At 46.3% G+C, this 15,358-nt stretch carries 12 protein-coding genes; 3 read left to right on the top strand and 9 right to left on the bottom strand.

All coding sequences use genetic code 11. The annotated features are described in order from the left end of the window. Positions 1–31: 31 nt before the first annotated feature. The 4 genes from L248_RS14330 to L248_RS14315 all read right to left on the bottom strand — a co-directional run bounded on the left by L248_RS14330 (position 32) and on the right by L248_RS14315 (position 5,034). Positions 32–217: a hypothetical protein gene (locus L248_RS14330; protein WP_040537059.1), complete on the bottom strand. Its 186-nt coding sequence runs from the start codon at positions 215–217 to the stop codon at positions 32–34. A gap of 132 nt (positions 218–349) precedes the next feature. Then, a complete protein-coding gene (locus L248_RS14325; protein ID WP_022530984.1) occupies positions 350–2,008 on the bottom strand; it encodes a type 2 periplasmic-binding domain-containing protein in 1,659 nt (552 codons plus the stop codon). A 217-nt stretch (positions 2,009–2,225) separates the two neighbouring features. Beyond that, positions 2,226–3,779 (bottom strand): glycoside hydrolase family 27 protein, encoded by a 1,554-nt coding sequence (locus tag L248_RS15470; RefSeq protein ID WP_022530983.1) that lies wholly within the window; start codon positions 3,777–3,779, stop codon positions 2,226–2,228. Between the two features lie 109 nt (positions 3,780–3,888). Next, positions 3,889–5,034: a pyruvate kinase gene (locus L248_RS14315; protein WP_022530982.1), complete on the bottom strand. Its 1,146-nt coding sequence runs from the start codon at positions 5,032–5,034 to the stop codon at positions 3,889–3,891. A gap of 173 nt (positions 5,035–5,207) precedes the next feature. Between L248_RS14315 and L248_RS14310 the strand changes: the two genes are divergently transcribed. Together L248_RS14310 and L248_RS14305 are read left to right on the top strand one after the other, a co-directional pair. Then, positions 5,208–6,518 carry a GntP family permease gene (locus L248_RS14310; protein ID WP_040537057.1) on the top strand — a complete coding sequence of 437 codons (1,311 nt, stop codon included), beginning with the start codon at positions 5,208–5,210 and terminating at the stop codon, positions 6,516–6,518. Positions 6,519–6,545: 27 nt separating this feature from the next. After that, positions 6,546–7,694 (top strand): glycerate kinase family protein, encoded by a 1,149-nt coding sequence (locus L248_RS14305; RefSeq protein ID WP_040537055.1) that lies wholly within the window; start codon positions 6,546–6,548, stop codon positions 7,692–7,694. Between the two features lie 454 nt (positions 7,695–8,148). Here the strand turns inward: L248_RS14305 and L248_RS14300 are convergent, their stop codons facing one another. The 5 genes from L248_RS14300 to L248_RS14280 all read right to left on the bottom strand — a co-directional run bounded on the left by L248_RS14300 (position 8,149) and on the right by L248_RS14280 (position 14,106). After that, the gene (locus L248_RS14300) at positions 8,149–9,198 is read right to left on the bottom strand and encodes a glycoside hydrolase family 43 protein (protein WP_022530979.1); all 1,050 of its coding nucleotides are present in this window, start codon (positions 9,196–9,198) and stop codon (positions 8,149–8,151) included. Next, positions 9,191–11,032, bottom strand: a complete 1,842-nt coding sequence (locus tag L248_RS14295; RefSeq protein ID WP_022530978.1) for a glycoside hydrolase family 2 protein — start codon at positions 11,030–11,032, stop codon at positions 9,191–9,193. Before L248_RS14295 ends, L248_RS14300 begins: the two co-directional genes overlap by 8 nt. 26 nt (positions 11,033–11,058) lie before the next feature. Beyond that, positions 11,059–11,892 carry a carbohydrate ABC transporter permease gene (locus L248_RS14290; RefSeq protein ID WP_022530977.1) on the bottom strand — a complete coding sequence of 278 codons (834 nt, stop codon included), beginning with the start codon at positions 11,890–11,892 and terminating at the stop codon, positions 11,059–11,061. A 14-nt stretch (positions 11,893–11,906) separates the two neighbouring features. Next, positions 11,907–12,788, bottom strand: coding sequence for a carbohydrate ABC transporter permease (locus tag L248_RS14285; protein WP_022530976.1), 882 nt, complete (start codon positions 12,786–12,788; stop codon positions 11,907–11,909). Positions 12,789–12,861: 73 nt separating this feature from the next. Continuing rightward, the gene (locus tag L248_RS14280) at positions 12,862–14,106 is read right to left on the bottom strand and encodes an extracellular solute-binding protein (protein ID WP_040537053.1); all 1,245 of its coding nucleotides are present in this window, start codon (positions 14,104–14,106) and stop codon (positions 12,862–12,864) included. 221 nt (positions 14,107–14,327) lie between these two features. Between L248_RS14280 and L248_RS14275 the strand changes: the two genes are divergently transcribed. Next, entirely contained in the window at positions 14,328–15,248 is a 921-nt protein-coding gene (locus L248_RS14275) for an ArsR/SmtB family transcription factor (RefSeq protein WP_022530974.1), read from the top strand. The last annotated feature ends 110 nt before the right edge of the window (positions 15,249–15,358 follow it).

Below are 15,358 nucleotides of genomic sequence, written 5' to 3'. Positions count from 1 at the left end.
AGCGGCGCAGCTCAAGGAGTTGCGTCGTTTTCTATACAGTTGGCAATTTATCTGGGGCCATGATAATTCCAAACATCGGTAAGAAGTTAAACAGTAGCAGCAATAACATGCCTGGCAGCATCATAAAATGATACGTTGCTTGAGCTGATCGTTCTGCTGGCTTTCGAATTTTGGATTGTTTTCCAGCTTTTTGATCATGGTGGGCTCGAATTTCCATTGTTATCTCCTCCATTCGTAATGACAAAAAACGGGATTGACAGCCGATTGCGGTGTGGACAGCGATAGGCCAGATGCCAATTCGTGGCTACACACTCTTTGCAAATCGCTGTTAACCCCGTAAAACTCAGTGTTATTGAACTTGTCCCTTATCGACTGCTGTCTGAACCTCTTTCAATGCATCGGTCCCTCCCTGAGCCTTCCATTGAGTCACAAACGTGTCAAAGGAACTGATTGGTGCTTGCCCCATAATGATTTTGATGAATGTCTCGTCTTCAAGTTTCTTGAGGTTGGCGCCTTTCTGAACCATGGTCTTTGTATTGCCATAATACGCCAGGTCCACAAAATCAATCTTGTCGTTCTCGGTAGAAGCACCTACACCAACATGGCCGAGGTAAGCTGACAATCCTTTTGGATCACGATTTTTTTCGAATGCTTTGATATCCTTGTACGTATCACCACCGCCGGCGGGTAAAATTGAAGGATCATTTGTCTTCAAGGCTTTTTCAAGCTGATCATACCCTTGCTTGTTCTTGTACGCATTGGTGATCTGGACATCAATTGGTGCAAGATACCAGTCCATAGAGACATCCTTCATGCCGACCTTCTTGGCTTCTGCCTGGCGGAATTTGGCAGCCTTACCTGTGTTTGCCAGGAAGTCAGTGACGTTATTGATTGCTCTCATCACAGCTTCGGGGTGTGCAAATCCTTTTTTCACAACAACATACCGGAATACGGGAGCTGGATGTGTGGAAATAAACTTATCGCCTTTTTCCTTAACTGGTCCAGTGATAGGAATCCAATTTGCGTTCTTGTCTGCTTCATACGAATTCAAAAAGTCCAATCCCCAAAACGGTGCGATGTAGATGCCCATATTCTTCGCCAGCAGAGCCTTCTTCTCGTCATCCGTTCTGGTGGCGAATTCCTTATCAATAATGCCTTCTTTGTACCAGCGGGCCAGCATCTGGAGAACCTGCTTTGTCTCAGGCTCAACACTGCCATAAACCACCTTGCCATCTTTCTTTATGAAATGAGACGGAAATGCATTGTACTGGTTAAAAATCAAACCAGCGTCCATCTGGGATCCATCACCACCACTGATTGTTGGACTCAGTGTGATGCCCACTGTTTTGCCAGTACCACTTACATCCTTATCAACAAACTGCTTTGCTACATTTTCTAAATCGTCAATGGTCTCTGGAACTGGTAAGTGAAGCTTATCCAGCCAGTCCTTACGAATCCAGAGGATATTCTCTTCGTTATAAGGGTATGGGGATGGGATTGCCATAAGTTTTCCATCTTGACTGGCAATTTTCAAAACATCCTGGTCGTAAGAAGCAATATTCTTCTTGACAAGAGGTGACGCTGCCTTTTTGTAAACTGTGGTTAGATCCTCCAACAAACCATTTTGTAACAGTTGATTATACTGGTCTTGATAGACGGTCATAACATCTGGCAAGTCCCCTGTGGACATCACCAAAGAAACCTTCTGGGTAAAGTCTGCAGCTTCCCATGCTGGCTTTACTGTAATATTAGTTTCTTGCTTGAGCCACCTAGTTGCAGGGTTGTTTGTAAGTGTATCGCCTTTAGCAAGTGAATCTTTTACCCGTTGTTGCCTACCATAAGTAAAAGTCATTGGCTTTTTATACTTACCGTAAGGCTTCAGTTCTGCAGTATCCAACTTTGTGCCACTGGTTGATGCATTTTTGCTCGGCCCGCAAGCTGCCAACAACATGGCAGATGTGGCAAGAATGCCGACCCCCAGTAAAACCCTTCTGGTCTTCACAGTCATTCTCTCCTTTTCCTCAAACCCTGATATTCCTACTTCACCATTTATTGTATGCGGTTACACTGATTCTCGAAATAGGAAAAACTTCAGATTTATGGTGTAGATTTGAGGGAACGAGAGACATGTGTAAACCAATGAGGTCGCTTGATTACAGGAACGGAAATATATTATTGGTGCTGTGCCTGGCAGAAGTTGAACTATCGCGATCTTTTTCTTTCAGCTATTTCTTTGGTGCTTCCTTAGCATCCAGCTCAAAAACATCACAGGCATGTGGTAATAATGCCATTTCGAGTGTGCCATCCACTGTCACGTGATAATTGTACTGACCCCATGCTTCTTCGATACATCGACCCGAGTACTCATACGCCACACCGTTAATCTGTTTCGGCAATTGGTGTAGGGAAACCGCCATCGTTTGCGTTGTATCAGAATTATTGACCACACATATTGCTGCTCGGCCATCTACCAAATACTTCACGAGAACATCCACGTCACCAGCCACGATCCGCGCGGCCGGAAGATACGGGCGAGTTTGATCGATTGCAATGAGTTGCGGGTTAGTCACGACTGCCAGCGCGTTGCCGCCAGTTTTCTCGTCGTCGGCAATACGGCGCAGATCATTACCCAGAATGAGCGGGGCAGATAGGAAGCACCAGAGAGAAAAATGCGTTTGGTTCTCAATGTTAGTCAGTTGTCCATTGCCCACTTCCAGCATATCTGGATCTGCGTAGCAGCCCTCTTTAGCGAAGGGTGCCACCGCCATGGCCCGTTCATAACACTGTACCACCGATGACCAGCTATTCTGAATATCGCTGCTGATACGGTACGAATCGGCAAACGCCGGCGCCCATTCCCATGGCTTGTTCCGCCCATGCTCACAGACAAAATACCCCATCGGTCGACGCATTGCTGTATCAGAGATGGCTTGGTGCATCTGGGTGTACCGAAAAATAGCATCCGTCGCCCGATCCTTGATGGGATTGGTGAGTACGAACTGTGTCACCTCGGTGGGCACGTCGACGATTACCTGAACCCGCCCTGTGGGACTCCACCCACTGGAACGGGGAAACCACAGAGGATACGAATGGTCCCCCAGCTGTAATGTCAGAAATGCCCGGTTGACTTGTTCTTCCTTTAAATACGTGACAGTGAATACCCACCGGCCAGGAGACAAAATGGCCTCGAAAGACAACGTACCCGTACTCAGTCCCTCTGCAAAAACAATCCCATAGTCGTTCTTTTCAATCCGAGTACCGCCTTGGACCACTGCTCGCTCTGCTGGTAACATGATTCTTTGTCCGGTACCTTGATTCAGGCACTCAACCGCCACGACCTTAGGCGCTTTATTCAACAATGTCTCATCGGTGGTTTGGTCAACGACGTGACAATAATCGTACTTCAGCCCATCCACGCCCCAATTGGCAAACGTCTGGGCATCGCGATACTCATGGCCATAACTCCCCGGCCGATCTTCACACGTCATCGGGCCACAAGAGGAATAGAGGCTGACTTTCAACCCCAGTGCATGAATCTGGTCAATCATCTGTGCGCCGTCGGGAAACGCCGCAGCGTCAAATTGCAATTCTCCATTGATGTCACGATCAGATGACTGCCAACAGTCATCCAAGTTAATGAACTCGTACCCGGCCGCCGCTAATGGTGAGTCCGCCATGGCCCGGGCAGTGTCCAAAATAATTGGTTCATTGATGTCTTGACGAAAGTGGTTCCAAGATGCCCAGCCCATTGCTGGGGAAACAAGCTCTTTTGTATCCATACAGTCTCTCCTAACACGATTAATTATGTCGCTTGTCTACAAGGCCAGTGTAATCAATTAGTTGTCATTACGAGGATAACCAGTCCGCTTTTGTGTATCTCACCATCCATTACTCTTGGTATTCTTGAACGATAAGATTGTTGACGTGTTTGGCTTTGCCAAAGGGAATACCCGAAACGATTACCACAACGTCACCGGGCCTCATGTGAATAGATGTTTTCAGAAAGCCAATTGCTGATTCGATGAACGTTTCACGGCTGCTGCCTCTCGCTACCATTAAGGGCGTAACACCCCAGGAAATCTGCAGTGCTCCAGCAACAGTGGTATTGTCCGTCACGGCTATGACAGGCACTTTGGGCTTGTAACGGGAAATCTGACGTGCTGTATAACCAGCACTGGTGATTGTCACGATGGCTTTGACACGTTTCTGACGAGCCATTGATATCGCTTCTGCAGCTGTTGCATCCGTAATGGAGAAATCATTAATTCTGTCCTGTAAGAACGTTGAAGTGTGCGCAACTTCTGCTCGACTGGCAATTCGTTTCAGTAAATTCACTGCTTGCAAAGAACCGCTTCTTGCGGCAGCATCTGAGAGGAACAACGCGTCAGTGCCGCTCATCACAGCAAAGGCGACGTCAGTCACATCGCCACTTACCGGCGCAGCAGATAGCATTAGTGAACTGAGCATTTGCCCGGAAGTGACTACAGGTTTACCAAATGTCACGAATTGAGAAATGAGCGTTTGCTCCACCCCTGGCATGTCCTCGATAGGCATACTTTTTGCAAGATGGTCCCGATCTAGAAATAGGCCATCATAGTCATCATATGGTGTGACACCAATCTTTGTCATGTCTGTCTTAGCGGCGATTTTTGCAAGGATTAAAACATTGGGGTGAGAAACAGCACTGTTGCGGATGTCAGTGAGTATAGGAGAACCACTAATAGGTAGTGCAAGTATCGACACGCCGTGTTCAAATCCAGTTTCAACACGTGTTAAAATTTCCTTTTTGGATACTTCCGACATCAAGTTGATTGCATTCAGCTCTGCCCCAACTGGAATGTCAAAAAGGATGCCGGGGACAATCCCTGCCTCCTTCCCAATCCTGGTGACAATTTCGTAAAATGTGTTCAGTGCGCTTTGGTTGGATTGAAACGGATTGATGGAGAGTACCGTCACACCTGCGTGCAAGGCCTCGCTGAGGTTGCTTTCGTTTGTCATCGGCAATTGAACCGGCAACACAATTTTTGTGTTCATGTATAATTCCTCCCTTACAGTTCAGACATCTGCCCCAATTGTACCGACATTTGTTCAGAAACGGAATTTTTAAGTTTTAAGTTTGCAGGTCTTCTCGATTGATTCGGGCTTGGAAATCGCTTACACTTAATGGTGAACGGTTACACAATATTTTTTTGTCTGGAGGGATTCAAATGCAAGCTCCGGTATTATCGTGGTGGGCGGCTTTGATTGGGCTCGCTGTTGCCATTATTTTAATCCTGCGAAAGCTGAACCCGGTATATTCACTTTTATTGGGTGCAGTCGTTGGGGCATTGTTGGGCGGCGCCAACCTAGTTCAAACAATTGATATCCTGATCAAGGGCTCTCAGAGTGTCATGGGCACTGTCTTACGAGTACTCGCTGCAGGCATGTTAGCAGGCGTCATGATGGAGTCCGGGGCAGCGGATACGTTGGCTCGGGCAATTGTAAAAACATTCGGAGATCGTTGGGCTCTGCTTGCACTAGCTGTGGCTTCGATGGTTATTACGGCTGTTGGGGTATTTATCCCAGTTTCGGTCTTGATTGTTGCGCCAATTGCTTTGGAAGTTGGTAAGCGAATGCATTTTTCAAAGCTCTCGCTGCTTGTTGCTTTGTCTGGTGGTGGTAAGGCAGGGAACATTATTTCGCCCAACCCCAATACAATTGCGGCTGCCAAGGGATTCAACGTTGAATTAAGCCAGGTTATGATTGCTGATTTCATTCCGGCTTTATTTGCTCTAGCAGTAGCTGTGCTTTTGGCGTTCTTACTTCGAGGCAAGGGTTCAGAGGTTTTGGATAGTGACTTGGAAAATCTCGCTGCGGATAGCCAGGTGGATGCGCAAAACTTACCTTCGCTTGGTGCGTCTCTCGTCACTCCTTTACTGGCTATCTTCCTATTACTATTGAACCCTATCGGCTCAATCTTCCATCTAGAATTTTTGGAAAAGATCAACCTCGACGCTTTTTATGTTCTACCGTTTGCCGCGATTGTCGGAGCGATTGCAATGAAGCAATGGAAAAAGATTATTCCTTTTGCGAAATCTGGCATGTCGCGGATGACAGATGTCGTGCTCATTTTGATTGGAGCTGGTGCTATCGGCGCAACTATTACATCCTCTGATTTACCTGCTCAAATCATCAATTTAATTAAGGCATCTGGCATTTCCGGTGTATTCCTTGCACCCATCTCCGGTATTTTGATGGGGGCGGCTGCTGCATCCACATCTACTGGTGTTATCTTAGCTACCGGCTCCTTCGGTAAAGCCATCTTGGGTTTTGGCGTAACGCCTATTGCCGCTGCAGCTATGGTTCACACCGGCGCTGTAGTGATTGACCATCTGCCACATGGCAACTACTTCCATGTCACAGCTAACGCAATGCATATGGATATCAGTGAACGTTCGCATGCGATTCTTTACGAATCTCTAGTGGGATTAACTGCAACTGTTGTAGCCACTGTAATGTACGGATTTTTGCACCTGTAGTGTTCCTGAAGACAAGGAGGCATAATAATGAAATTCATTCTAGCACCGGATTCCTTTAAAGGCGGTCGCACCGCTATCGAGGTAGCCACGGCAATGAAAACCGGACTAAGCAAAGTTTTCCCCGACGCTGAATATGATTTGGTACCAATGGCAGACGGTGGGGAAGGAACAGTTCAGTCCTTGGTTGACGCTACCCAGGGTCAACTCATTAATGTATCCGTCACAGGCCCCTTGGGTAACAAGGTGACCGCAAAATATGGCATGCTTGGGGATGGGAAAACTGCAGCAATTGAAATGGCACAGGCTAGCGGCATCCAGTATGTGAATGACCAGACACACAACCCATTGATAACCACAACTTATGGTACTGGTGAAATGATTCTCGACGCGCTGGACCACGGAGCCAAAGAAATCATTTTGGGGATTGGCGGTTCGGCTACGAATGATGGTGGCGCCGGTATGGCACAGGCCATTGGTGTCCATCTCCAAAGTTCTGACGGAGAAGAACTAGGATTTGGTGGCGGTCAACTAGACAAACTGAACAGAATTGACGTAAGCGACGTTGATCCCAGAATTGCCCAGACTAAGATTCTAATTGCTTCCGATGTGACCAATCCATTAATTGGAGAAACTGGTTCTTCTGCTGTGTTTGGCCCCCAAAAAGGAGCTACACCGCAAATGGTAAAGGTCCTCGACGCAAACTTGGCACATTATGCAGCAGTTATTAAGCGCGATCTCGGGAAAGATTTGGCACATGCGCCTGGAGCCGGTGCCGCTGGCGGACTAGGCGCTGGTTTAATGGCATTTACCAAGTCTGAGATGGGCAAGGGTGTCGATATTGTAATCCAGTTTACCCATCTCAAGGAACGGGCGCGAGATGCCGATTTCGTGTTTACCGGCGAAGGCGGGATTGATTCTCAAACTCAATATGGCAAGACGCCCTTCGGCGTGGCATTGGCAACAAAGGAAGTTGCACCTCATGCGCCAGTAATTGTTTTGTCGGGGAACATTGGTGATGGGTTGGATGTCCTCTATCGGCCAAATGCAATTGATGCCATTTTTCCAACCGCAACTTCTGCCAAGTCATTGGAGAAAGCAATTGCTGATGCTGCCTCTGACATTGAGATGGTGTCGGAGAACATTGGGCGCTTAATTGCCGCCATGCGCCGCAATTAAGCGCCGAGAATCATTGTGCGGTCTCAGACGTAGCCTGTTGCCATTGCAACTCAACATTTTTCTTGTGCAATAATTTAGTGAACGGGCAAAACAGCCCTACCCAAACCCTGTTAAAAAGGATGAGTAGGGCTGTAAGTGTATAAAGATACACAGTTCACGTTCAGCGGACGTAAAGTGCCCAAGAACCGCGGCGAGATATATCAGGATGCCTTTGTATGTCGTCAACACAGACCCATTCATGACCTATGATGAAATTCCATCCCTGAAATTTAAAAGCTTGCGGTGGAATCGTTTGCTTTTTCATCACGAAAAAAATATTGAAATCCATCCAGCAACTTGTAAAGATGGCAATACCAGTCAAAACGATTGTACGTAGCCGATACAAAATTACCGTCCCTGAGATCCAAGCAGCGAGGAGGAAGCCACTTGGATCTCAGGAACGGGAATCGAATACTTAGTTCAGCGAATATGATATTTTTTTACCTGGTGCTTCCGGCTTACCAAAACTTGGTGTGCCATCAGAATTCCAACTGAACGGCTGAAGCCGAATATCACGGTCCCACCCACTGCCTTTTACCTTGGCAGCGTGATACATAATCCACGGTGTACCATCGGGACTGCTAATAAAGGAAGCATGGCCTGGCCCAAATACTTGGTTTGTCTTCTTAAAAACGGGGCCGGACTTTCTTTTGACCCAGTTACTCGGTTTCAAAGGATTCTTGCCTTTTAATGTAAGCTGACCTAAACAATAGTTGTCGGTCCAGCTGCCACTGGCAGAATAGATCAGAGTGACTTGTCCTTCATGAGTTAGCACTTCTGGCCCTTCATTCACGAACGGTTCACCATTTCTTTCCCAGGGCTCTGTCGGTGCAGAAATGAGTACCCGCGTGCCACTAATGGTCACCGGGTCGCTCATGGGCGCAATATAAAGGTTCTGCGCGACATTTTGTTCACCCGCCCATCCAGACCAGACGAAATAGAGCTTTTTGGCGATAGTTAAGACCGTCCCATCAATTGCCCATCGATTAGTGTCGTCTGCTACCTTGCCTTGGAAGGAATACTTCCCATCGAGAGGATCATTGAAATTCGTCCCTCCAGCGAGAGCATACATACGATGGTTTGCATTCTCTCCATCATCCGCGGCAAAGTAAATGTACCATCTCCCGGACAAGTAATGTAGTTCGGGTGCCCACGTCTCAGAACTGTAACTGCTTCGATCAGGAGCCTGCCAAACAACGTGATCATTTTGTTCAAGAATATCGGTTGGGGCATTTGACTTCTTGATCGTGATTTGGCTTTTTCCATCCGAACCACAGTAGTAATATTCCTTGCCGACGCGTATCAACCATGGATCGGAATATACTCCACCGTCAGTTGACAAGGGATTTGTGAAAGTTACGGTCTTCGTCGATGTCTTGGTATTTAATGCACAGCCTCCAATTAATAGCACCATCGTAGCTATGACAGCAAGTATTAGTTTTTGCATCCCCGCCTTGTTATTCATGGTCGGTCATGTATTGTCTGTACTGGGATTCTATATCAGAAAGCCGACCAGTAACCGGAAAATCCATTATTGCCTTGACTTTATCCAGGGGTGCTTTAGGCTTTCGATCGGCCGTCAGAAGCCCGTTGACCTCCTGTTCAACGTCAGTCAATTGTGTGTAACAGTATCCACACAGTCCGCGTGACTCTGCTAGTGCTTGAAGTAGTCGATCTAGTTCGGATAGATACTCATCTTCCGAATTAGCCGTTGTGTATCCCCAACCATCGGAACGATCAGAGTCATATCCAATACCCCCAAATTCTGTCAACACGATGGGCTGGCCGGAGTAGCGGAAACCTGGTGCAAAGATTGGCCAATTACCCGGCGCCATGTTGATAAGGCTTTCAATTGTCCGCATTGATTCTTTGTAGCGAGCATACTGAGCAGAGTCTTCTTTTCTTCCATGGCTGTAATTATGAATACCCACTACGTCAGTCCGTGTATTATCCCAACCATCATTAGACTCGACGAGTCTGGAGTTGTCCAGCGCATGGACCATATGATAGAGCGCTTCAGAAAAATGCTGTTGTTGACGGTTGTGGTCAATCTGTTCGACACCCCAGCTCTCGTTGAGTGGTACCCACATGACGATAGCTGGATGATTATAATCGCGAGTGATGGTCTCCTGCCATACGTCAATCAACCGATTAACCGATTGTGTAGAGTAAACGGGGAATGAGGCCACTTCTTCCCAGACAAGGAAGCCCAGTTTATCTGCCCAATAGAGGTAGCGTGGGTCCTCAACTTTCTGGTGTTTGCGGGCACCATTTAGCCCCATCGTTTTCGCCAACTCAATGTCTTTTTTCAATGCCGCGTCTGACGGAGCAGTAAGTAACCCTTCTGGCCAATAGCCTTGGTCCAGTACGAGCCGTTGGTAATACGGTTTGTTGTTGAGATAGATCATACCGTCTGCGGTACTTATTTTCCGTAGACCAAAGTATGATTCAACTTTATCCACAATGGTGGCTTCTGACGTGCCAATGGTAAACTCAACCGAAAACAGATTCGGGTGTTCGGGACTCCATGTCCAGCCGCCGTCGTGAAACGAAGTCCGAAAAATATGGTGCTGGCCAAGATCGATTGTCCTAATTACGTGGGTGTCACTGATTTCAATACTGTCGTCCGCAACTAGGTTGTCTCCAAAAGTAATATGATAACCAAATCTCTTACCCATTGCATTGGGAGTAAAGGATGCATCGAATTGGACCGCCATATGGTCTACGTCCGGTGTGATACGTACATTGAGCAATCGCATCTGGGGGACAGTCTCTAGCCATACAGTTTGCCAAATACCGGTCGAATTGGTGTACCAAATCCCCTCAGATTTCCCGGTCCAGGACTGTTTGCCACGTGGAATTGTTTCATCGTAAGAACGATCAATGACCTGGACAGTAATCGTTTGCTTTCCTTCATCGAGCAGCCGCTCTGTGATATCAAAGCTGAATGAACCGTCACCGCCTTCGTGCTGGCCAACGTAATTGCCATTAACGTAAACTTTAGCGATATAATCGACTGCCCCAAAGTGTAAGAGATACCTTTTGTTTGGCTGAGGGACAATAGTCGCTTCACGTTGATACCAGACGTTATCGTGAACACCTCGATCGTCGATTCCACTCAGCTTGGATTGATAGACGAAGGGAACCTGAATCGTTCGACTAGCAGGCAAACGCTTTGTGAACCATTTTTCTTCGTTGCCGATGTTGCTATCGTCAAAGGCAAATTGCCATTCGCCATTTAAGTTTAACCAAGGACCTTGTCTGACAAATTGTGGACGTGGATATTCTTTTCGTTTCACTTTAATTGCTCCTCACATAGATAAATTTATTTAATCCCACTTTGTAACGACATGGATTGCAGGAAATACTTTTGCGCAAATAGATAAAGGATAAATGTTGGAATCAAGGCAAAAATGGCGCCAGCCGTAGCTATCCCAGGATAAGTTGTGTACTGGCCCTGTAGCAACTGAAGGCCCGGAGTGATGGGCAACTTGTCGACACTACTCATTACAACAGATGGCCAGAGGAAGTCATTCCAAGATCCCGTGAAGGAAAAAAGCGCGACCACTGCCAGGACTGGCCGAGTAAGCGGAAAAATAATGTATCGGAAAATTTGAAATTCGTTTGCTCCATCGATCAGAGCTGATTCATCGAGCTCCTTTGGAATGCCCAACATGAACTGACGAACAAGGAAGACATTAAAAACACCGGCCGCACCAGGAACTATTACGGCTAAGAAATTATCGGTCCAGCCGAGAAAGTCAACCACCTTGAACATGGGAATCAGATTCACGATCCCTGGGAACATCATTGTGGATAACAAGAAAGTGAATAACGCATCGCGACCCTTAAAATGAAGACGCGTATAACCGTATGCTGCAAATGAAACGACAAAAACGTTGAGGATTGTCGAACACGTTGCAATAATCAGGGAGTTGATGAACCAGTGAAAGACGGGAGCTGAATCGTTGTTGATCAACTTCCCATAGTTGCTAAAAGTGAACTGTTTCGGAAGAAAGGTGAATCCTAATTTTTGAATTTCTGCCTCGGACTTAAATGAAGTCAGAACACCCCATAAAATTGGCAGGATCCATATCAGCGCTACGATGAAGAGAATCACGAAGGCAATCCGCTTGCCCCTTTTTTGAACATTTGTCATTTTATAGGCCCTCCTTAGTTATCCTGCCGCAGTAAACGAAATTGAACGAGCGACACGGCCATGATAACCAGGCCAAGGAGAATAGCCATGGCAGAAGAGACGCCGGCCGCTGACGTTCCTTGCCCAAAGGTATTGTTCTGAATGTACATGAGCAGTACCCGTGTAGAATTATTTGGCCCGCCACCTGTCAGCATCAAGGGCTGCCCGTATACGTTGAACTGGGCAATTGTAGTAGTAACCGTGGTGAACAGCAGCTGAAAGCGGATGCTTGGCAAAATAATTTTGGTAAATTTTGTCCACGCGTTTGCACCATCCAAATCGGCTGCTTCCAAAATTTCTTTGGAAACACCGTTCAGGGCGGCTTGGTAGATAATCATATTGCCGCCGATGACCCACCATGTGGTAACACCAACGATTGCAATCCAAGCCCACGGTTGACTGTTTAGAATGTCAACGTTGGAGTGGAACACTGATTTGATTGGCCCATATGATTGACTCATGAGGAAGTTCCAAATGATCATTACGGCCGAGATGGCAAAGAGATTCGGCAAATAAAAGATTGACTGGAAAACTTTCGACATGTGCGGCTTGAGGTTCAGCAATACTGCCAGCAACAAGGGAACAAGTACCAGAAAGGGTACCGACGTGACTACGAAAATCAGGGTATTCCGCAGACCATTAATAAACTGCTCATGCCAAACGGAATTATTGTTGAAAAGAATTGTCTGGTAGTTTTGCAAACCAACAAACTTAGGTGTATTGAATAAATCCCACTTGGTCAAAGAAATATACAAGCCGAAAACAACTGGTACGAGGAAAAAAACGATAAAGAGAATCAGGTGGGGGCCAATAAAGACCGTTGGCCATAACCACTTTTTGCTTTTCTTGTGCGCCATATGTCGTTCATCCTTTCAAAGAATAAAAGGCTGGCGTCCAATAGAACTGGCACCAGCCTTTTATGATGCGCGGTTACTGACCCATCTTCTGATCGACAGTTTGTTGGATTGTCTTGAAGGTCGATTCGATTGGTGCCTTCCCAGTAATCATGTCCCAGTTCCGCGCATCCACTTCAGAATACGCGTAGGAAACACCATCTTCGGTTACGATGCGCAATGCATTCTGCCCTTGTTTGGTCGAGATCAAGAAGTATTGCGGCATCTTCTTATATTCGGCGTCATCCTGCATCTTCAAAGAAGGTGAATTGACTCCGGATTTTAGCCATTCCAGCTGATTTGTTTGCAGCCAAGAGAAGAACTTAACCATTCCCTTTTTCTTTGCATCCGATTGAACGGGTTTGGTCTTCATAAGCGCAAATTGACCCGCACCGGAACCGTTAACAACGTGTGTAGCATCTACTTGCGGTGTAAAGGTGGCACCCCATTGGACGTTCTTCAATCCATCCAGCTGGCCAATCATCCATGTGCCCTCAGGCAAGAAGATCAACTTGTTGTTGGAAAACAGTTTCATAGCATCTTGGGCTTTGGGTACCATATAACCGCTATCGTACAAGCTCTTCATCAACTTAATGGCATCATATGAGTATTTGTTGTTCACATCCACTTTGCCATTCGTGACAAACTTCCCGCCTAATTGCATGTAAATATTGCTGTAGTTCTGCATTCCCCAGTCATTGGCCGTGGCGTAGATTTTGTCTGCTTTTGCCTTTGCACCGGCCTCTTTAATTTCATCGTAGGTTACAATGTTATCATCCAAGGCATGGGGAGCATATTTTTGGACCAAAGTCTTATTGTAATACATGATCCAGGTACCGATGTCGGTTGGTACACCATATTGCTTGCCGTTGACGGTACCAACATTCCAAGCAGCTTTGACATAATTCGAAGCCTTAACATCGGTCCCTTTTAAGTACGAATCCCACGGCTGGACTAACCCTTGAGAGACATACTGCTTCATTTGCTCTGACGCAATCATTGCAATGTCTGGCAATCCCTTACCCGACTTACCACCAGTAGCAATTTTGGAATTGAAAGTGTCTCCGCTCATAGTGACAAGTTTCAGCTTATACTTGGGTTTTGTTTTGTTGTAGTTGGCAATTGTTTTCTGAATCTTTTGTCCATCGGGGCCAGTAGATGATGACCATACGAGAATTGTGTCGGAACCGCCCGCGCTACTTTTACTGCTGCCGCAAGCCGTGAGGACCAGAGCGGACATGACAAGTGCCGAGATAGCAACCAATACTTTGGTAAGTTTCATGATATTTCCCTCCAAAATGGTAAACAATATGATTGACTGTTGCAATATCCAGTGGTTTAATTAATGCGGTGGCAACCGCTTACAATGCATACTATAGGTTCTTAGAAAGGCCGCGTCAATGCCCAAATCCTCGTGGCCGTGCATATCTAACTATCATCGATATTTTACCGACGAATATATCAGATAGTAAACCTATCGGTTGACTAAAGGAGAGTACCCTTATGGAAATTGAACTAGTTAAGGACTCATTGCCCATGATTCATGCACTTGATTCTGAAACTCGGATTGACATCGTTAACTTGCTTGCCAAGCGACAGAGAACGATCACCTCGTTGGCAGAGACTTTGCATTACAGCAAAGCAATCATTTCAAAACATGTCAAATTGCTGCAAGAAGCAGGTGTGATTCAAGAGGTCGCAACAGATACTGGCGATCGCAGGCAAAAGATACTTGCTGTGAAAACTGACAGTATTTTGATCAACCTACCTGAACACGTCTATCCCGACTTCTCTCGCTTAGACTACGATATCCCGCTCGGCAATTATTTTGCCAACACGAATATCGAACCAACTTGTGGATTAGCAAACAAAGATGCAGTCATCGGAAAAGTGGATGATCCCAACAGTTTTCTCTCTTCTGACAGAATGTCTGCCTCACTTTTATGGTTCTCACAAGGAAGTGTTGAGTACATCATTCCAAACGAAGTGCAATTCAACCGTATTCCTGAGTTGCTGGACATTTCATTCGAAATCTCGTCAGAATTTCCCGTCTCCAATAATAACTGGCCAAGTGATATTTCATTCTGGATCAATGATGTCAAAGTGGGAACGTGGACAGTATCCGGTAATTATTCAGATGTACGGGGCAAATTAACACCCGCATGGTGGTCATCAGAATTTAGCCAATACGGCATTCTCAAACATTTAAGGGTACACAAGAACGACACAGGCATAGATGGGGAACAAATATCCAATGTTTCGTTTACAGATCTAGGAATTACAGACTCTTCGACTTTACGATTCCGCATTGGCATTGATCCCAGCTCGCCACATCAAGGTGGATTGACTCTCTTTGGCAAGGATTTTGGTAACTATCCACAAGATATTCACGTGGCCTTTTTTTATTCCAACGGTGTTAGATAGTGGTGGCCGCCCTACTTTTCTCCCCACCACCTCACTTGTAGTATCACACCCTAAAGAAAGGGGTTCCCACCATGACCAAAATCGGCGATGTCGCCAAGAAAACCGGCTAT

The sequence above is a fragment of the Schleiferilactobacillus shenzhenensis LY-73 genome (assembly GCF_000469325.1).
GTDB lineage: Bacteria > Bacillota > Bacilli > Lactobacillales > Lactobacillaceae > Schleiferilactobacillus > Schleiferilactobacillus shenzhenensis.
The sequence above is the reverse complement of the archived record's forward strand: the minus strand, read 5'-3'. Positions and strand labels throughout refer to the sequence as shown.